Annotated in this window: 17 protein-coding genes; 8 read left to right on the top strand and 9 right to left on the bottom strand. The window is 73.1% G+C overall.

Features of this window, described 5'->3' with window-relative positions; genetic code table 11:
- Window positions 1-41: 41 nt before the first annotated feature.
- The gene (locus AB1207_RS02305) at window positions 42-1,412 is read left to right on the top strand and encodes an MFS transporter (RefSeq protein WP_367636178.1); all 1,371 of its coding nucleotides are present in this window, start codon (window positions 42-44) and stop codon (window positions 1,410-1,412) included.
- Window positions 1,413-1,420: 8 nt separating this feature from the next.
- Here AB1207_RS02305 and AB1207_RS02300 read toward each other — a convergent pair whose 3' ends face one another.
- Window positions 1,421-1,969, bottom strand: coding sequence for a TetR/AcrR family transcriptional regulator (locus AB1207_RS02300; RefSeq protein ID WP_367636177.1), 549 nt, complete (start codon window positions 1,967-1,969; stop codon window positions 1,421-1,423).
- Window positions 1,970-2,075: 106 nt separating this feature from the next.
- Between AB1207_RS02300 and AB1207_RS02295 the strand changes: the two genes are divergently transcribed.
- Window positions 2,076-3,305: an MFS transporter gene (locus AB1207_RS02295; protein ID WP_367636176.1), complete on the top strand. Its 1,230-nt coding sequence runs from the start codon at window positions 2,076-2,078 to the stop codon at window positions 3,303-3,305.
- Between the two features lie 400 nt (window positions 3,306-3,705).
- Here the strand turns inward: AB1207_RS02295 and AB1207_RS02290 are convergent, their stop codons facing one another.
- Both AB1207_RS02290 and AB1207_RS02285 read right to left on the bottom strand, forming a co-directional pair.
- Window positions 3,706-4,341: a superoxide dismutase gene (locus AB1207_RS02290; RefSeq protein WP_367636175.1), complete on the bottom strand. Its 636-nt coding sequence runs from the start codon at window positions 4,339-4,341 to the stop codon at window positions 3,706-3,708.
- A 52-nt stretch (window positions 4,342-4,393) separates the two neighbouring features.
- Window positions 4,394-4,888 carry a nucleoside deaminase gene (locus AB1207_RS02285; RefSeq protein WP_367636174.1) on the bottom strand — a complete coding sequence of 165 codons (495 nt, stop codon included), beginning with the start codon at window positions 4,886-4,888 and terminating at the stop codon, window positions 4,394-4,396.
- An 82-nt stretch (window positions 4,889-4,970) separates the two neighbouring features.
- Between AB1207_RS02285 and AB1207_RS02280 the strand changes: the two genes are divergently transcribed.
- The 3 genes from AB1207_RS02280 to AB1207_RS02270 are packed head-to-tail and all read left to right on the top strand — an operon-like array spanning window position 4,971 to window position 6,801.
- Window positions 4,971-5,438, top strand: coding sequence for an SRPBCC family protein (locus AB1207_RS02280; RefSeq protein ID WP_367636173.1), 468 nt, complete (start codon window positions 4,971-4,973; stop codon window positions 5,436-5,438).
- Between the two features lie 26 nt (window positions 5,439-5,464).
- Window positions 5,465-5,851, top strand: a complete 387-nt coding sequence (locus AB1207_RS02275) for a hypothetical protein (RefSeq protein ID WP_367636172.1) — start codon at window positions 5,465-5,467, stop codon at window positions 5,849-5,851.
- The gene (locus AB1207_RS02270; protein ID WP_367636171.1) at window positions 5,848-6,801 is read left to right on the top strand and encodes a phosphotransferase family protein; all 954 of its coding nucleotides are present in this window, start codon (window positions 5,848-5,850) and stop codon (window positions 6,799-6,801) included. Before AB1207_RS02275 ends, AB1207_RS02270 begins: the two co-directional genes overlap by 4 nt.
- Before the next feature lie 19 nt (window positions 6,802-6,820).
- Here AB1207_RS02270 and AB1207_RS02265 read toward each other — a convergent pair whose 3' ends face one another.
- Window positions 6,821-9,169 (bottom strand): hypothetical protein, encoded by a 2,349-nt coding sequence (locus AB1207_RS02265; RefSeq protein ID WP_367636170.1) that lies wholly within the window; start codon window positions 9,167-9,169, stop codon window positions 6,821-6,823.
- 280 nt (window positions 9,170-9,449) lie between these two features.
- Entirely contained in the window at window positions 9,450-11,852 is a 2,403-nt protein-coding gene (locus tag AB1207_RS02260) for a putative bifunctional diguanylate cyclase/phosphodiesterase (RefSeq protein ID WP_367636169.1), read from the bottom strand.
- A gap of 512 nt (window positions 11,853-12,364) precedes the next feature.
- Here AB1207_RS02260 and AB1207_RS02255 point away from each other — a divergent pair.
- Window positions 12,365-14,032 carry a methyl-accepting chemotaxis protein gene (locus tag AB1207_RS02255; RefSeq protein WP_367636168.1) on the top strand — a complete coding sequence of 556 codons (1,668 nt, stop codon included), beginning with the start codon at window positions 12,365-12,367 and terminating at the stop codon, window positions 14,030-14,032.
- A gap of 117 nt (window positions 14,033-14,149) precedes the next feature.
- Here the strand turns inward: AB1207_RS02255 and AB1207_RS02250 are convergent, their stop codons facing one another.
- The 3 genes from AB1207_RS02250 to AB1207_RS02240 form a co-directional block, all read right to left on the bottom strand.
- Window positions 14,150-14,362: a hypothetical protein gene (locus AB1207_RS02250; protein WP_367636167.1), complete on the bottom strand. Its 213-nt coding sequence runs from the start codon at window positions 14,360-14,362 to the stop codon at window positions 14,150-14,152.
- A 184-nt stretch (window positions 14,363-14,546) separates the two neighbouring features.
- Window positions 14,547-15,605: an isopenicillin N synthase family dioxygenase gene (locus AB1207_RS02245; RefSeq protein WP_367636166.1), complete on the bottom strand. Its 1,059-nt coding sequence runs from the start codon at window positions 15,603-15,605 to the stop codon at window positions 14,547-14,549.
- Between the two features lie 45 nt (window positions 15,606-15,650).
- Window positions 15,651-16,265, bottom strand: a complete 615-nt coding sequence (locus AB1207_RS02240; RefSeq protein WP_367636165.1) for a helix-turn-helix domain-containing protein — start codon at window positions 16,263-16,265, stop codon at window positions 15,651-15,653.
- 228 nt (window positions 16,266-16,493) lie between these two features.
- On the opposite strand from AB1207_RS02240, the gene AB1207_RS02235 reads away from it, so the two are divergent.
- Window positions 16,494-16,781, top strand: coding sequence for a hypothetical protein (locus tag AB1207_RS02235; RefSeq protein WP_367636164.1), 288 nt, complete (start codon window positions 16,494-16,496; stop codon window positions 16,779-16,781).
- Between the two features lie 2 nt (window positions 16,782-16,783).
- Here the strand turns inward: AB1207_RS02235 and AB1207_RS02230 are convergent, their stop codons facing one another.
- Window positions 16,784-17,173, bottom strand: coding sequence for a RidA family protein (locus AB1207_RS02230; RefSeq protein WP_367636163.1), 390 nt, complete (start codon window positions 17,171-17,173; stop codon window positions 16,784-16,786).
- 41 nt (window positions 17,174-17,214) lie between these two features.
- On the opposite strand from AB1207_RS02230, the gene AB1207_RS02225 reads away from it, so the two are divergent.
- Complete coding sequence (locus AB1207_RS02225; protein ID WP_367636162.1) at window positions 17,215-17,742, top strand: cysteine hydrolase family protein; 528 nt, start codon at window positions 17,215-17,217, stop codon at window positions 17,740-17,742.
- Window positions 17,743-17,832: the final 90 nt, after the last annotated feature.

The raw sequence follows: 17,832 nt of genomic DNA, 5'->3' as shown, positions 1-17,832 counted from the left end.
CCGCGCCCCGCAGCGTCCTGACGCCGACGACAGGAGACGACGTGCCCACCTCCGACGCCCCCAGCCCGCGGCTGGACCTCCGGCACGGCACCGAGCGGACGTTCCTGCACCTGCTCGTGAACCACGGTGTCGTCAACGTCCTGAACTACACGGTCTGGTTCGCCCTGACGTTCTGGGTGTTCCTGGCGACGCGGTCGGTGTTCGCGACCGGCATGATCGCGGGGATCTTCGTGGTGGCCACGGCGGCGACGGGGATCTGGTTCGGCAGCCTCGTCGACGGCCACCACAAGCGGACCGTCCTGCAGGGGTCGGCCGTCGCCTCGTTCCTGGTCTACGGGCTCTGCCTCGGGCTGTACCTGCTGACACCGCCGGCGGTGTTCGCGGACGTCGCGTCCTGGCAGTTGTGGGCGTTCATCGTGCTCCTCATGGGCGGGGTCATCGCGGGGAACCCGCGGGGCATCGCCCTGCCCACCCTCGTCACGCTGCTCGTCCCGGCCGACCGGCGCGACCGGGCCAACGGACTGCTCGGCACCGTGGGCGGGGTGTCGATGCTCGTGACGTCGGTGATCAGCGGCGTGCTCGTCGCGGCCGGGGGGATGCTGTGGGTCCTCGTCCTCGCCCTCGTCGTGCTGGTGGCGGCCGTGGTCCACCTCGCGACCGTCCACGTGCCCGAGACGCGGGTGCTCAGCACGGACGAGGAGGGGCCCGCGGCGGGGGGAGTGGACCTCCGGGGGACGTGGCGGCTCGTCCGGTCGGTGCCGGGGCTCGTACCGCTCGTCGCGTTCAGCTGCTTCAACAACTTCATCGCCGGCGGGTTCATGGCGCTCATGGACGCCTACGGGTTGTCCCTGGTGTCCGTGCAGGCGTGGGGTCTGCTCTGGGGCGGGTTGAGCGCACTGATGATCGTCGGCGGTCTGCTCGTGGCCCGCGTCGGGCTGGGCAGCCGACCCGTCCGCGTCCTGCTGCTGGTGAACGTCGCGTCGTGGGCGGTGACGTTCGCGTTCCCACTCGTGTCCTCCGTGGTGACGCTGACCGTCGCGATGGCCGTTTTCATGCTGCTCATGCCGTTCGCGGAGGCGGCCGAACAGACGGTGCTGCAACGGGTCGTGCCCTACGAACGGCAGGGCCGGGTGTTCGGCTTCGCCCAGAGCGTCGAACAGGCGGCCTCCCCGGTGACGGCGTTCCTCGTCGGGCCGCTCACGCAGTTCGTCGTCGTCCCCTTCATGACGGACGGCGCGGGCGCCGACGCGATCGGAGGGTGGTTCGGCACCGGGCAGGCCCGGGCGATCGCCCTCGTGTTCGTCGTCACGGGGATCCTCGGCGTCGTCGCGACGCTCGTCGCGCTGTGCAGTCCGCAGTACCGGTCGCTGTCGGCGTCGTTCGCGCGCTCGAGGGACGTCGCGTCGGTGTGAACCCCGCGTCACCGCCCGGCCAGGAGTCGCAACGCCGTGCGCGTCTGCTCGCGCGGCTGGGGGTCGGGGTCGAGGGCGATGTGCAGGGCCGCGCCCTCGACGTAGGCGTCGAGGCGGCGGGCGGTGACGGGGTCGAACACGCGACCGAGCACCTCGCGGCTCGCGTGCATCCAGGACTGCGTGATCTCCCGGAACTCCGGCCGGCGGGCGGCGAGCGTGTAGAGCTCGTAGGTGAGCACGTGCTCGGCCCGCGAACGCTGCAGGTCGACGTGGACGAGGTCGACGACCGCGTCGAGCACCTCGTCGGCCCCGCCCTGCCCGAGGCGTTCGGCGAAGGCCGCCTCGATGCGCCGGGCGAACGTGGTGAACGCCTCCCGCAGGAGTTCGTCCATCCCCGCGAAGTGGTAAGTCATCGACCCCAGCGGGACGTCGGCGAGCTGCGCGACCCTCCGGTGCGAGGTGCCCGCGACGCCGTGCTCGGCGATGCACTCCACCGTGGCCTCGACGATGCGTTCGCGCCGGTGCGGATCGGTGCGGCGGGCCCGCTGTTCCGTCACGAGGTGCCTGCGAGCGCGGAGTGGAGGTTCGTGTGCCGTTCGCCCGCGAAGTGGTCCGTCACGCGATGAGTGTACGACCGTCCGCATCATGTGTACGCTCGTACGCATGTCTTCGACGCCCGCCGCCGCCACGGCGGCCCCCGATCGTTCCGCGCTGTGGCGCCCCCGCGTCGCCGTGGTCGGTCTGTTCCTCCTGACGGGTCTCGCCCTCGCCACGTGGGTGGTCAACATCCCCGGGGTCCAGGAACGCCTGGGCATCTCGCACGGCGTCCTCGGGGGTCTGCTGCTCCTGCTCGGCGCCGGGTCGGTCGTCGCGATGCAGGCCAGTGGGCCGCTCGTGGACCGGGTCGGGAGCCGGCCCGTGGCGGCGGTCGGGGCCGTCCTGCTGGTCGTCGGCGTGCTGCTGCCGGGGCTGGCCACAGTTCCCTGGCACCTGGGTGCCGCACTGTTCGTGCTGGGGTTGGGCAACGGCGCCGTCGACGTCGCCATGAACGAGCAGGCCGTCGTCGTCGAGCGGGCGTGGGGCCGCCCGATCATGTCCAGCTTCCACGCGTTCTTCTCGGTCGGTGGCGCGCTCGGCGCGGGCCTGGGAGCCGTGCTGCAGGCGGCGGGTCTCGCGCTGCTGCCCACGCTCGCCGTCGGGGCGGTCGTGGTCGCGGTGCTCGCGCTCGTCAGCCTGCCCTTCGTCCTCACCCGCAGCACCGGGTCCGCAGACCCGGCCCCCGAGAACCCCGCCGCGGTGCCGACGGCTCCCCGTCCCACCGGGCGGCTCCTCGCCCTCGCGCTCATGGCGTTCCTGCTCATGCTCGCCGAGGGCACGGCGAACGACTGGAGCGCCCTGCAGGCGGTGGAGGACCTGGGGCGCTCGGCCGCCTCGGCCTCGCTGGCCTACGCGGCCTTCGCGGTGGCGATGACGGCCGGGCGGTTCGCCGCCGACCCCGTCGCCCACCGGTTCGGCCCCGTGAGCGTCGTGCGGGTGGGGTCGGCGCTCGCGGCCGTCGGCATGCTCGTCGTCGTCCTCAGCCCCACCGCCGGGGGTTTTCCGCTGACGTTGCCGGGCTGGGTCGTGTTCGGGCTCGGGTTGTCCGGGATCGTGCCGCAGATCTTCACGGCGGCGGGAAACCTCGGCGTCGCGAACCCGGGCGTCACCATCTCCCGGGTGGTGAGCGCCGGGTACGTCGGGCTGCTCGCCGGTCCCGCCGTGATCGGTTGGCTCGCCGGTGGCGTCGGGTTGACGACGGCCCTCGTCCTCCCGCTGGTGTTCTGCGGCGTCGGGATCGCGCTCGCGGGGGCCGTCGCCCCGCGGGCCGCCGACCGGGGCGGCGTCGTGGGGTGAGGGTTCCGAACTGGCCGATCCGGCGACGAGCGGAGGGCACCCACGGGTGTTCCCGCGCCCGGTCCGACACCCGGTCCCACAGCCGGTTCGACGTCGTTGCAGCCGTGGGACCGGCGCGCCGGTCGCCCGGACGACGCTCGCGCCGGTCCCACCTCCGGTCCGATGCCGCGCCGCGCGGGACACCCACGGGGGCACCCACGCGGACACCCACGTGGAGTGAGACGTGGGTGTCCCGAACCGGTCGCCCCGACGACGCCGAACGGACACCCACCGGTGTTCCCACGCTCGGTCCCACCTCGTTGCAGCCGTCGGACCGGCCCGCCGGTCGTCAGGACGACGCCCGCCCCGGTCCCATCCCCGGTCCGAAGACTCGCTCACCGCCGGTCGGCGCGGCTCCTCATCAGGGGAGGATGAGGCCGTTCGTCTGGGTGCGGGCGCGGTCGAAGCGCTGCTGGGCGTCGGCCCAGTTCACGACGTTCCACCAGGCCTTGACGTAGTCGGGCTTGACGTTCTTGTAGTCCAGGTAGAACGCGTGCTCCCACATGTCCAGCACGACGATCGGGACCAGGCCCAGGGCGATGTTGCCCTGCTGGTCGTACAGCTGGACGTTGATGAGCTTCTGGCCGATGGAGTCCCAGGCCAGGATCGACCAGCCCGAACCCTGGATGCCCAGGGCGGTGGCGGCGAAGTGCTTCTGGAAGCCGTCGAGGGAGCCGAAGTCGGCGTCGATGGCGGCGGCCAGCTCACCGGTCGGCTTGTCGCCGCCGTCGGGGGACAGGTTGGGCCAGAACACCGAGTGGTTGACGTGACCGCCGAGGTTGAACGCGAGGTTCTTCTCGTGCAGGTTGACCGTCGCCAGGTCGTCCTTGGAGCGGGCCTCGGCCAGCTCCACCAGGGCGGTGTTGACCCCGGCCACGTAGGTGGCGTGGTGCTTGTCGTGGTGCAGCTCCATGATCGCCCCGGAGATGTGGGGCTCGAGCGCGGAGTAGTCGTAGGGCAGATCCGGAAGGGTGTACGTGGTCGGTGCGTCGGTCATGGCGGGAACCCTTCCACCTGCAGTGCACTGCAGGTCAACCCCGAGAGTCGCGTCAGTCGCGGTGCCGGGCTTCGTGGCGGCGGAACGGTTCCTGCGGGTCCGGGTGCGGCCCCTGGCCCATCGGCAGGCGGCGGTCGGCCTCGGCCTTGGCGTACTCGCCGTAGAAGCTGTCGAGGGTGAAGTAGCGGCCCCCGTCCTCGTAGTGCTCGCCCTCCTGCTCGCGCGTCGCGGCGTAGACGACGCGGTCGGGGGCGGCGTAGTACAAGGCCCCCAGGCACATCGGGCACGGCGACGCCGTCACGAAGACGTCGCACCCGTCGAGCAGCTTGCGCCCGCGGGAGGCCAGTTCGCGCAGGGCGGTGATCTCGGCGTGCGCCGTCACGTCGCCGTCCTGCACGGTGCGGTTCACGGCCTCGACGAGCACCTCGCCGGAGGCGCGCTCGACGACGACGCACCCGAAGGGCTTCCCACCCTCCTCGACGTTCGCCGACGCCAGTTCCACGGCGCGGGCGAGGTGGACGCGGTCGGCGTCGGGGCTGTCGGTCACGGGTTTCTCCTGGGGTGCGCGGGATGTCGGGCCGACCCTAGGTCCGCTCCCGCGCAGCCGCACGGGCTGGCAGGCTGAGGAGGTGAGCGCGCACGCGGTCGTCCGCCAGGTCCTGCCCGTACCCGCCGCGGTCGCCTTCGACGTGGTCCACGACTACCCCCACCGGCTGGCGTGGGACACGTTGCTGCGCGAAGCGTTCACCGTCGACGGCGCGTCACCCGCCCGCGGCGTGGAAGCCGTGTGCCGGGCGCGCTGGTCGCTCGGGGGGCTGTCCTTCCGCACCCGGTACGTGACGTTCCGCCGTCCCGACCTCGCCGCGGTGACGCTCACCTCGCGGTCGCCGTTCTTCGCGGTGTGGGCGGCCTCGATGCGCCACCGCGACCTCGACGACGGTCGCAGCAGCGAGGTGGTCTACACGCTCACCTTCACGGGCGCGCCGGCGGTGTTGCGCCGCCCCGTGGAGTTCGTGGCCCTGCGGGCGTTCCGGTGGGAGACCAGCCGCCGGTTGCGAGCTCTCGCCGCGCACCTGAGGCAGTTCCCGACGGGGTGAGGCGCGGCGCCTGAGACCATCGGCTGGTGTCCTGGAAGCCCCCGGAGCGGAAGAGGCCCCCGCGCGACGAGCGGGTCGAGGCGTGCCGGGACCGCGGTGCCCTGCTGCGGCGCGCCGACGGACGTCTCGCGGTCCTGTACTGCCGGGTCGACACCGAGTGGACGTGCACGGGCGGGCACCTGTGGTGGCGGTCCTGGTCGGCGGCCCGGTACCGGCTCGGAGGGCTCTGGTTCGAGGGCGGCGACGTGGTCAGCGACTTCGTCTCGACGGGGCAGGACCTGCTCACGATCCTCGACGACTTCGACCGTGGCGTCTTCGTCTTCGTCGGTGAGCAGTGGCACGTGCAGTGGATGAGCGAGGACGGGTCCCGCTCGTTCCGCCGGGAACACGACATCGAAGAGTACCGGCCGTGAGCTCCGCGGGCGGCGGGATGGACAGGCCCGACCCGGTGCTCGCCCAGTTGCGGGCCCTCGGCCACCCTGGTGCGCACTGGCTCGGGGCAGGCATGGAGGCCGACGTCTACGCCCTCGACGAGAACACCGTCGCACGGCTTCCCCGATCCGGGACGACCACCGGGCCCCTGGACCGACTGCTCGAGGAACTGAGCGGACGTGGTCTCCCATTCGCCGTCCCGGCGACGCTCGGGCGGTTCGCACTGCCCGACGGCCGTGTCCTGCAGCGGCAACCGTGGCTGCGCGGGCGGAGCATCGGCGACTTCCACGACCCGTCCACCGGGTACCTCGACGTGCGCGCCGAGGAGGTGCTGGTCGAACTGCTGAGCGCGCTGCACACGCTCGGTGGACAGCAGCCGGTCGCGGCGCCGGAACTGCCTCTGCTGGGTGGCAGAGCGAGGACCACCGCGCAGAACTGGTCGACGCCCTTGCAGCAGTTGCTCGCGGGCCGCGGCCGGGGTTCGGTCGACCTTCTGCGCTCGCACGTCGACGGTGTCGACGACCTGCGCTCGGCCTGCAGTGCCTTCCTGGAGGCGCGGCAGGACGTCGTGACCTCGCTGCAGCACGGGGACATCTGCCCGGAGAACGTCCTGGTGGACGACGACTGCCGCCTCAGCTCCGTGCTGGACTGGGGTTTCCTGACCATGCCGGCGGACCCCGTGCTCGAGATGGCCACGACGTCGAGCTTCTTCGACATGTACGGGCCGCACGCCCTGCGCACGGACCGGCGCCTGACCGACCTCTTCGTCGAGGCGTTCAGTGTCGACCGGGCGGACGTCCTGCGGTACAAGGCGGTGTACGCCCTCGTCGGCGCCGACGCCTACAGCTCCGACGCGGACGGCCACTTCCTCTGGTGCGCCGCCCTCCTGGGGCGGGCCGACGTCCGTGCTGCCGTCCTCGGGTGGGTCTGACCCTGGCCGAGGACCGTCGTCAGTCCACCGCCGGTGCCGGGTCCGGCAGGAGTGCTGCGGGAACCTCCAGCACCCGCGTCAGGAGGGCGATGAGGAGGGGGACGGCGAGCATCGCGCCGACGGCGGGGACGACCGTCCCGGAGTCGTTGGCGGCGAAGCCGATCGCCAGCAGCACCAGCAGGGACGCCAACCCGGGTCTCAGGACGGGGTGCTGGTCGTAGGCGCGCTGCAGCACCGCGGCGCCCGAGGCGCCGAGGACGGCGGGGCGGGCCAGGGCGACGGCGAGGAACACTGCGGCGGGCCCCAGGAGCAGGACGAGCAGCCAGCTGTCGGAGAGGATCTGCGCGTTCTGCACGGCCTTGCGCCCGATGACCAGCCACGCCCCGCCGTCCAGGACGCTCTGGACGAACCGGCCCAGGTGCGTCTGGTCGTCGGCCGGTCGCAACCAGTCCGCCACCGAGATCGCCACCAGGACGAGGACGGTCGCACCGAGGAGGAGCACCACGCGCCGTGCGGTGGCGCGGACCCCGCCCACGACCAGGGCGAGCAGCCCGAACGCCGGCAGCAGCGCCGGGGGACCACCGAAGTCGCTGCCCAGGACCCCGTCGACGAAGGTCGCCGCCACCCCCACGACCGCGACGACAGCCACAGCCGCGCGCCGCCGCCCGGCGCGGACGAGGTGGTCGGCGACCGCGACGGCGAAGAGCAGGGAACCGGTGGCGAAGAGGGCGAACTCCTGGTTGCCCAGGCCGTAGAAGCGCCCGGCCACCACCGGCTGCTCGCCGTTGAGGCTGGAGGTGATGAGCCGGGAACCCGTTGCGCAGTCCACCGCCAGCACCGCGGCGGTGGTGAACCCGACGAACCCCACCGGACCGAGCGCCCCCCTCCGCCACGGTCCCAGCAGCGCCAGGGCGGTGACGAGGGTGGCGTACAGGGCGACGGCACCGGTCACCGCCAGCAGGTGCGCGCCCACCGAGCTGCCCGCCCGCCACCAGGGGATCGTGTTGGCCAGGAACGTGGATGCGCCGACCGAGCCGTACAGGACGGCCACGGTGCGCAGTCCGCGGAGGATCCGCCGCCGGCCCGCGGAGCCGCCCCACCCTCGGCGCAGCGCGAGGGCCCCGACGGCGTACAGGACGAGCTGGGTGGCACCCCAGAGGACGAAGAAGGGCGCGACGAGCGGCTGGACGGCCTGCGCCGCCGCGTCGAGGTCCTCGACCTTCTCCCGGCGCTGCGCCGCGGACAGGCCGGCGTCGGTGCTCGTGACCGGCGCCCCCACCAGGCCGGCGGTCCCGTGGTCGGAGCCGAGGGCCAGGGCCAGCACGGTGGGGGTCAGGTCGGTGGTCTGGACGATGCCCTGCTCCCGGGTGGCGCGGGAACCGAGCAGTCCCCGGTAGTCCCCGCGGGCCGAGTCGGAGCTGGAGCCGGAGGCGGGTCGTGGTCCGGTCGCGGCCGCGTACTGCAGGTGGGGGGTCTTCCCGGAGTCGGCGAGGGAGACGGCGAGCACGGTGGTGGCCTCAGCTCCCGTGGAGTCGTCCACCGCCTGCTGGACGGCGGCGACGGCGGCGTCGACGGCGGCGACCTGCGTGGCGCGTGAGGTCGTGGGGGCGGACTCCCGGGCGGGCAGGTCGGCGGGGTCGCGGACCGTGCCGGCGTCGACGACGACCACGTCCGTCCCGGACTCCAGGGCGCGCTGGACGTCCTCGCCGACCACGGCCGGGGCGGTGTACTTACAGCTGCTCAGCGACAGGTGGTCACCCAGGGACCCGTCGGTGCGGGCCAGGGCGATCCCGGCCCCGGGCCCGATCGACAACGTCGTCGCACCGCCGTCGGCGAGGGCCTGTCCCAGGGTCCCCGGCACGGCGTCGAAGGTCCCGTCCTCGGCGATCTGCCGGTACCGGGTGAAGTCGGGCTGCACCCCGCCCACGGGGTCGGCGACCGGTGCGCACGCCGCGTCCTCGTGCTCGTGGTCCGTCCCGTCGAAGGCGGTCGCCCGCCGGCCAGCGGACAGGCCCAGCCACCCGTCGACGGGGCAGGCGGCCGTGAAGACGCTGCGGACGGCGACCGTGCCGATGGCCCCCGAGGTCATCGACGCCAGCGCCGGCGTCGCCGTCGTGGACACGTCGGTCCAGCGGACGCCGGAGAACCCGACCAGGACCACCGGTGCCCGCCCGGTGCCGGTGTCAGAAGCCGCCTGCGCCGGGGCAGCCGCGACCACGAGGACCAGCGACAGCAGGAGGAGCAACCCCAGACCCCGTCGCAGGAGCCACGCCGCGTGCAGCGCCAGGCGGTGGGCGCCGATCCGGTCGGAAACGGCACGTGCTCCTGCGGTCGAGGCCGAGCCGGTGTCCGGCAGGACGGGTCCCACGTTGTTCAGTCCTCACGATCGCGCTGGTCTTCCCCGGACCGGTGCCCGGCGGCCCGGGGGTCGCGGCCGGGTCACGGGCCATCGTGACCGACCGGCTCGGGGGAGTCTGCCCTGCTCGCCTGTGTCCGGTGCTGCGCCGGTCACGTCGAGGCGACGGTGCCCCACGTCGGCGAAGTGCCGGACCTGGTCACCTCGACGCAGGCCGCCACGCGGACCCCGTGTCTCCGCTGGTCCTGTCCTGGTCCTGTCCCGGTCCTGGTGCCCGCTCAGCTGCTGGAGCTCAGCGGGCGTCAGCGGCGAGTTCGACCGGTCGGGTCGTCCCGGCAGTCGTCAGCCAGGCGTGGCAGGCGTCGGCGCTCATGGGGCGGGCGTGCAGGTAGCCCTGGGTCTCGTCGCAGCCGAGAGCGTGCAGCTGGGCGAGCGTCGCGGTGTCCTCCACGCCTTCGGCGATGACGCGCAGGCCCAACCGGTGCGCCAGTGCGACGGTGCCGGCGACGATGTCCGCGGTGCGGGGGTTGGTGGTGACCTGCTCGGTCAGGGAACGGTCCAGCTTCAGCTCGGTGGCCGGCAGGTCGTGCAGGTAGGCCAGGGACGAGTAGCCACTGCCGTAGTCGTCGATGCTGATGTCGACTCCGCGTGCGGCCAGGTCGCGCAACCGGGCGATGGACTCCTGGGGGTCTGCCATGAGGGAGGTCTCGGTCACCTCCACGACGAGGTTGGCGGGGTCGAGCCCGGTCTCGGCGAGCACGTCGTCGACCATGACCAGGAGTCGGGGGTGGGACAGGCACGAGGCGGACAGGTTGACGGACATCCGCAGGTCGTGACCGTCGTGCTGCCAGCGCTTCGCCTGGTGGACGGCAAGCCAGACCACCTGGGCGGTCAGGTCGGGCATCAGGGCGTGTTCCTCGACGAGGTCCAGGAAGCGGTCGGGGGTCAGCAGACCCAGGCGCGGGTTGTCCCAGCGGACGAGGGCCTCGGTTCCGGCGACGTGCCCGGCAGCGCTCAGTTGCGGTTGGTAGTGCACCACGACGCGGCCGGCCTCGAGGTCGTCGGCGGCGTCGGGGGAGTGCAGCAGGACCTTCAGCTCCTCGACCAGCTGGGCCCGCTGCTCGTCGGCCAGGGCCGCAGCCTCGTCGTGCACGCAGAGTCGGGCTCCGCCGGCGGACTTGGCGCGGTACATGGCCGCGTCGGCGTGGCGGAGCAGTTGCTCCGGGGCATGCCCCGGGGCGGCCGTGGCCACACCGACGCTGGCGCGGACCACCAGTCGCCGGCTTTCGATGAGGACGGGCTCGGCACTCGCCTCGGCCAGGCTGGTGAACAGGGCCTGCGCCACCTCGGAGGAGGTTTGCGTGGAAGTGTCGGACAGCACGATGGCGAACTCGTCGCCCCCGAGGCGGGCGCACACCGACTGCGGTGGGCTCAACGTCTCGAAGAGGGCACCGGCCCGGCGCAGGAGTTCATCGCCGACGGCGTGGCCGAAGCGGTCGTTGACGTCCTTGAAGCCGTCGAGGTCGATGAGCATCAGGGTGACGGGGCCCTCCGGGGCGACGTCGTCGCTGGGCGGGTCGCTGAGAGCACTCGCCAGCGCACGGTCCAGGGCGCGTCGGTTGGCCAGCCCGGTGAGGTCGTCGGTGAGGGCCTCGTGGCGGCTCGTGACCAGGTCAGCCAGCAGACGCACGAGTTGCACCCCGCGCACCGCGACGCTCACCGCCCCGAGGGCGCCGGCGACCGCGGCGGCGTGCACCCCGTGGTCAGGGAAGCCGCCGCTGGTGAGCCCCGCTGCTGCGAGCACGGCGATGGAGGCCAGCAGGACGACGAAGGCACCGGTGGTGGGGGCCGTGGTGGTGGCCGGCCGCGACGACGGCGGGTCGGTGCGGACCACGGCGGCCACCGCCAGCACCGCGATGGCGAGCGTCCAGCCCACCTCGGAGAACCGGCCGTTGCCCGCCGCGGCGGCGACGTCGTGCACGGCAGCCAGGTCGATGACCACCACGAGGCCGAAGGAGAGCAGCAGAGCCCACGCCCGCGCATCGCGCACCAGGCCGCCGAGGTGCAGGACCGTGCCGGTGCTGCCCAGCAGCACGATCTCCGCCGACGTCCGCAGCAGCCACAACTGCTCCTGCCACAGGGGCCACTGCGCGATCGGGGAGCTGAGTGCGGGCAGGAGGAGGTTGCCGATGGCGGTCAGGGTGAAGACGGCGCCGACCCCGTTGAGCCAGTCGCCGGGCTCGGACATCAGCGTTCCGCGACGGTTCCAGCGCACGAGCCCCTGGTAGAGCAGTGGGCACGCACCCAGGACGCCCAGCCCCAGGAGCAGCCCGCCGCCGCCGGCGGCGCCCGAGGAACCGCACAGGGAGAGCAGGTCGAGGACGCCGGCCCCGGCAGCGGCAGCGGTGGCCACCCAGGCAGCGGCGGCGAAGTAGCGCCACACACGGCTTTCCGGTCCCAGCACCCGGGCTCGCCACGACAGGACCACGGCTGCGGCCGCGAACATCAGGACCCGGCCCACTCCCCGCCCGACCAGCGAAGCCGTGGGGACCGGCCCCCCGAGGGACGATGTCAGCAGCGTCGCCGTCGGGTGGAGCACCTGGCTGGTGATGGCGGTGACCGCCGTCACCGCGCAGAACAGCACCAGTGTCCGCGGTGCCTGCTCGAGCAGGCGGCGCTGTGCCGGAGAGTCCACCCAGGAACCTTCGGTCGGTGAGCGTGTGGGCCTGAGGGCTGATCGGGGCGCGGTGGCGACGACCCGCGGGGCTCCGCCGGGGTGGGACGGGTCGGGAACGAGCACGAGCTGGGGCCCACCAGCCCGGACTGGCTGCAGCCGAAGTGGTCCGGCACGTCATCACCGACCTGCTCGACCTCGCCGGAGCGGACGGTCCGGAGGAGGACGCCACCATCGTCTGCGTGGACCTCTGATCGTCGACGCCGGTGACCGCCTGGCAGTAGTGCGCAGGTGGCACGTCCGGGCGTACGGCTGAGGATCGACCGGGTCTCGTCTGGGCGGCACCTGCGAGTCCGCGTTCCGTCGTCGGCGATCGGGTGACCTGGCCTCCGGGAATCGCGGTGTACCTCCGATGAGGGACACGGCGCGTGACCCGCGCCGCTGCCCGAGACGTCTCCGCTCCTGGCCCATCGGCCGAAGTCCAGCAGTCGACGCCACGGACATCCCACACCGATGTCTCGAGGAGTTCCGCCATGCCCCGCCCGACGACCCAGCCCTTCCACCCGACATCCCCGCTGACGTCCGAACCGGTGTCCCAGTCGGCGACTCGCAGCGGTTCGATGCGCCTGCGCGACTGGCCGGTGGGTCGCAAGCTGACCGCCGGCTTCGCTGCGATGGGGGTGTTGATGCTGGCCGTCGGGGGGACCGGGGTGCTGGAACTGGGGAAGGCGCAGGACCGGTTGGAGGCGATGTACGCCACCAGTGTCGTCTCGGTCGCCGACCTGGGGCAGGCCCAGGCCTCCTTCATCCGGGTCACCAAGGACCTCAGCGGCTACGCCCTGGCCGTCGACGACGCCGGCCGGGCCAAGGCCGCCGAGGCGGAAGCCGCTGACGACAAGGCCCTGGACGCCGAGTGGGCGGCCTACCTGCGCACCGACCCGGCGCAGACCCCGGCACAACTGCAGAGCTTCCAGGGCGACCTGACCGCCTTCCGCGCCGCGCGCGACGCGATCTTGCCGCTGGCCGCCTCGGGGAACTACGCCGCACTGGCCACCCAGCGCGCGGCCACGACCGTGCCGCTGGACCAGAAGGTCAACGCCGAGTTGACCGAGATGGTCGGGCGGGAGAACGCCGACGCCCGGGCCCTGCAGGTCAGCGGTGCCGCGGACTACCACCGAGCGCTGATCCTGATCGCTGCTCTCATCGCCGTCGCCCTGGTGGCCGCGGTCGTCATCGGGACCGTCATCTCCCGGGGCATCGCGGGGCCGCTCAGCGCGGTGGTGACCGTTGTCCGTGGACTGGCCGAGGGACGGCTGGACCAGCGGGTCGGTCTGGACCAGCGCGATGAGATCGGGCAGGTGGCCGCCGCCCTGGACGCCTCCACCGAACGCCTGGGTGACGTGATGGCTCAGGTCGTCGGCAGCGCGACGACGCTGGCCGCCTCCTCGGAGGAGCTCACCGTCGTGGCCACCCAGATGTCGGCCGGGGCCGAGGAGTCCGCGGCGCAGGCGCAGGTCGTCTCGGGGGCGACGGAGGAGATCACCGCGAACATCGGGACGGTCGCGGCGGCCGGGGAGCAGATGAGCGCCGCCATCCGGGAGATCTCCGCCTCCACCGCGGACGCCTCGGGTGTGGCCGCCACGGCGGTGGCCACCGCCGCGTCGGCGGACGAGACGCTGACGCGACTGGCGGCCTCCAGCGAGGAGATCGGTCAGGTCGTCAAGCTGATCACCTCGATCGCGGGGCAGACGAACCTCCTGGCGCTGAACGCGACCATCGAGGCCGCCCGGGCCGGGGAGGCCGGGCGCGGGTTCGCGGTGGTGGCCGGTGAGGTGAAGGAGTTGGCGATGCAGACGGCGCGGGCGACGGAGGAGATCACCTCCCGGGTGGCGGCGACGCAGTCCGACGCGGCGGCCGCGACCGCGGCGATCGCGCAGATCTCCGAGGTCATCGCCCGCATCGACGGGTTGCAGGGGACGATCGCGGCGGCGGTGGAGGAGCAGTCGGCCACCACGGCCGAGATGGTCCGCAACGTCACCGAGGTGTCGGGGGGCGCTCAGGAGATCTCGCTGAACATGACCGGGATCGCCGGGGGCGCCCAGCAGTCCGCGACGTCGGCGCAGCACACGGCCAGCACCAGCCAGGACGTGTCGCGGGTCGCGGCGGACCTGAACCAGCTGGTCGCCGGCTTCCGGTACTAGACCCGTCGGGCCCACGGCCACCTCCCCCGGGGTCGACCTGCGTGCCGTGGGCCACGGAACTGTCTGCACGCCTCGAGTTCGAGCGGGGTGACGAGTTGCGTCACCGCACCCTGCCGGTCACGTCCGCGAGGCTGAACCGCTGCGGAGCAGGGGGAGTTCTCGGTCGGTGGTGGCCACTCGTGTGAGCCGGGCCGTCAACGGACGCAGCAGCGCGGAGGTGAGGACCTCGTCTGCGGCGCGGCGCGCGGCCAGTCCCAGCCGGGTCCGCGGACAGGCGAACCCCACGATGCCGCGGGGCAGGTCCTGCACGTCCTCGACCAGGGGTCGCATCCACTCCTCGTGGCGCCGCAGTGCGGTTGAGGTGCCGGTGGGCGTGGCCTCGGCGCCCGAGAGCTCGTCGGGCCGTGCTGCCGCATCCCCGGCCACGGGCTCGGCGCCGGAGCCACCACCGTCGTGGTCCAGGTCCGCCCGCCCTCCGGCGGCGTCGAGCGTGCCGCGCGGAGCGCTACGCGGGTCAGCGCGCGGAGGCCAGGACCCGGGCGGCCTCGCGCACCGCGTCGGTGTTCTCCTGCAGGTCGCGAGAGCCCGCCAGCTTCGCGGAGATGTGCTCCCCGATGGTGACTGGCGGGTACAGCGGTTCCTCACCGTCCTCGACCGTTCCCGGCAGCGCGGTGACGACGGCGTCGACGTCGCCGTCGTGGAAGAAGGCCACGGACCGGCGCCGCTGGATGGAACCGTCCACGACGGGGGGTTTCACGCGGTGCAGCGTCGACATCCAGCGCTCGTTGGTCCAGCGCGCCATGGCGTCTCCGAGGTTGACCAGCAGCGCACCGTCGGCGGGCACGACGTCGTGCCAGTGTCCGTCGCGTCCCAGCACCTGCAGGCCCGGGACCTGGTCCGCCCACAGCACCGTGACGATGCCGTAGTCGGTGTGCTCACCCATGCCGGTCAGGTCCCCGTCGAGATCGACGGTGCCCGGCGGCAGCGCGTAGTTGTTCATGCGCAGCACGTCGAGGCTGTGTCCCGTCACTCCACGGAACCAGTCCGGCTCCAGGCCGAGGGCGTCGGCGAAGACGGCGGTCAGGGTGCGAGCGACGCGGCCGGCCTGGGCCTCCCACGTCTGGACGCGCTGCCGGAAGCCGGGGACCAGCGACTCGGCAGGCCACAGGTTCTCCGGGTAGAGCGCCGGGTCCAGGGGCACGGAGGCGTCGGGGTAGTCGGCGACGGCGGCTCCGGTGTTGAACGCCTCGAAGAAGTCGTTCATGCGGTCGGCCGCCTGGAGACCCAGCGACAGCGACAAGTTCTCGCTCTTCGGTGGTGTGTAGCCGCGGTTGACCCCCTTCGGGGCGCACAACTGCTTCTTGGTCTCCAGTGGCAGTGCGAAGAAGTCGTCGACGGCGCTGGCCAGGTCGGCTGCTGCCTCGTCCGGCACCGCGTGGCCCACCACCTGCACGAAGCCGACGGTGCGGCAGGCGGTGTCCATGGCGTCGGCCGTCACGGCGCGCTCGGCGTCGGTGCCGCCACGGACGTAGGGAGAGATGTCGACGACGGGGACCTCGAAGGGTGCGTTCATGCCGCCACCGTAAGTGCTGCTTACGGCTTCTGGGTGACGACCGTGTTACGGCTTCTTCGAGGCGGTGACGACGGCGAGGGCCTCGACCAGGCCGTCGTCGTCACCAGAGCCGTTGCGAACCACCCACCGGTGAGGCACCTCGCCCTCGTGGTGCAGGGAGTCGCCAGCGTCGAGGTCGTAGCTGCTGCCGTCGGCGAACTCCACGCTCAGGGCTCCTCGCAGCACGTGCACGAACACCTCTCCCGGCTGGGAGAACCAGTCCTGCTCGGCCTCGCCGGGGTGGATGACGTAGTGGTGGGCCTCCAGCAGCACCCCTTCCCCGGCCCGCGTGAGCAGTCGAGACCGTTGCGAGGGCCGGCTCTCGTCGTCCTCGCTCACCCGGTAGCGGGGTCCTTCTCCCGCACGCGTGGTGCGGCGCGAGCCGTCCGTGGGCGGCAGGAGGTCGTTGGCGGCGCAGTCCAGCGCCGACGCCAAGCGGTACAGCACCGGGATGCTGACCGACGAGCGACCGCTCTCGAGTTGGCTGACGAACGGCCCGCTCACCTGCGCGCGGCGAGCCAGCTCGGCCACCGAGAGACCGGCAGCCGTGCGGCGTGTGCGGACTGCGGTGCCGACCAGTGCTCCCGGATCACCGGGCGGCGCGGGCGTGGGGGCGGTCACCGGCCCATTCTGGCGTCCGCGTCGCTGCGACCCGGCCCGGGCGCCGACCGCCGCTTCCCCTCGGGCTCGTCCACAGCTACGTGGCCTGGGGAACGCTCCCAGCACCGGCTGGTCGGGGTCTCGCTGAGTGCTGTTCCGCGACCACCTCGGGTGACCCGTCGTGCTCGGCCCGCGGGTGACGGACGCTCGACATTCGTACACCTGTTCGATCTCTGGCACAGTGGTCGGGTGGCGGGGGGACAGTTGCGCAGGAACGGGCAGCGGCCCCTCTACGAGGTCGTGCGCCGCCAGCAGGTCCTGCGCGAGCAGCAGTCACGCGGCGAGCGGCCGGCCGTCCGGCACTGCTGGGTGCGGGCGCCCGACGGCGGGGACCCGTGGCCGGGCATCGTCGTCGCGTGGGTCCGCGGCCCGGCAGGCTGGCGCGGGCGGGTGGTCTACGTCGTGCCGGGGGAGGAGCCCGTCCTCGTCGAGGCGTGGGTCGAGGCCGAGCACCTGCGCCCGGTCGGTGGTCGGTGACGTCAGCGCACGATGACCGCGTCCGCCTCGATCTCGACGAGCAACCGCGGGTCGATGAGGGCGCTCACCTCGACCATGGTCGCGGCCGGCCGGACGTGCCCGAGGAACTCGCCGTGCACACGACCCACCTCTTCCCAGCGGGAGATGTCGGTGACGAACATGCGCGTGCGCACGACGTCCTCGAGGGTCGCGCCCGCCTCGAGCAGGGCGGCGCGGATGCGCGTCAGGCACACGCGCGTCTGCTCGGCGAGGTCGTCCCCGCCCGCCGGGCCGTCGGGGGTGGCGGCGGTCGTGCCGGCCACGCTCACGTGGTCGCCGACGCGGACGGCGCGGGAGTAGCCGACGACCGCTTCCCACGGTCCGCCGCTGGAGATCAATCGCCGAGTGCTCACGACAGCACTGTGCCGCACCCGGCGCGGGTAGCGTTCCGCGCGTGACCGACCCGTGGCTCGTCCTCGTCGACCTGCAGCGCATCTTCGGCGCCCCGGACAGCCCGTGGGCCGCCCCCCGCTTCGACGCCGCGGCCGCGGCCTGCGCCCGGCTCGCCGAGCGCTTCGCCCCGCGCGTCGTGCTGACCCGCTTCGTCGCCCCCGAGCGGCCGACCGGTGCCTGGGGTCCGTACTACGAGCAGTTCCCCTTCGCCCTCGTCCCGGCCGACGACCCGCTGTACGACCTCGTCGACCCGTTCGCGGGCAACGGGTTCGAGGTCGTCACACGGACGACGTTCGGCAAGTGGGGACCGGAGCTGGCGGCCCTGACCGGCGGCGCACCGCTCGTCGTCGGCGGCGTGTCGACGGACTGCTGCGTCCTGTCGACCGTGCTGCCCGCGGCGGACGACGGTGTCGGGGTCACGGTCGTCGCCGACGCCTGCGCGGGGGCGAGCGACGCCGACCACGCCCGCGCCCTCGACGCGATGCGGCTCTACGCGCCGCTGCTGGAGGTCGTCGACTCACTCCCGTGACGTGCGCGTCACGATCTCGCGCACGAGCTCACCGGCCGTCGCGCCCTCCCCGGCGGCGCCCGCGCGGGCCCCGGCGGGGGGCCAACCCCC

It is taken from the genome of Kineococcus endophyticus (genome assembly GCF_040796495.1).
GTDB lineage: Bacteria > Actinomycetota > Actinomycetes > Actinomycetales > Kineococcaceae > Kineococcus > Kineococcus endophyticus.
The sequence above is the reverse complement of the archived record's forward strand: the minus strand, read 5'-3'. Positions and strand labels throughout refer to the sequence as shown.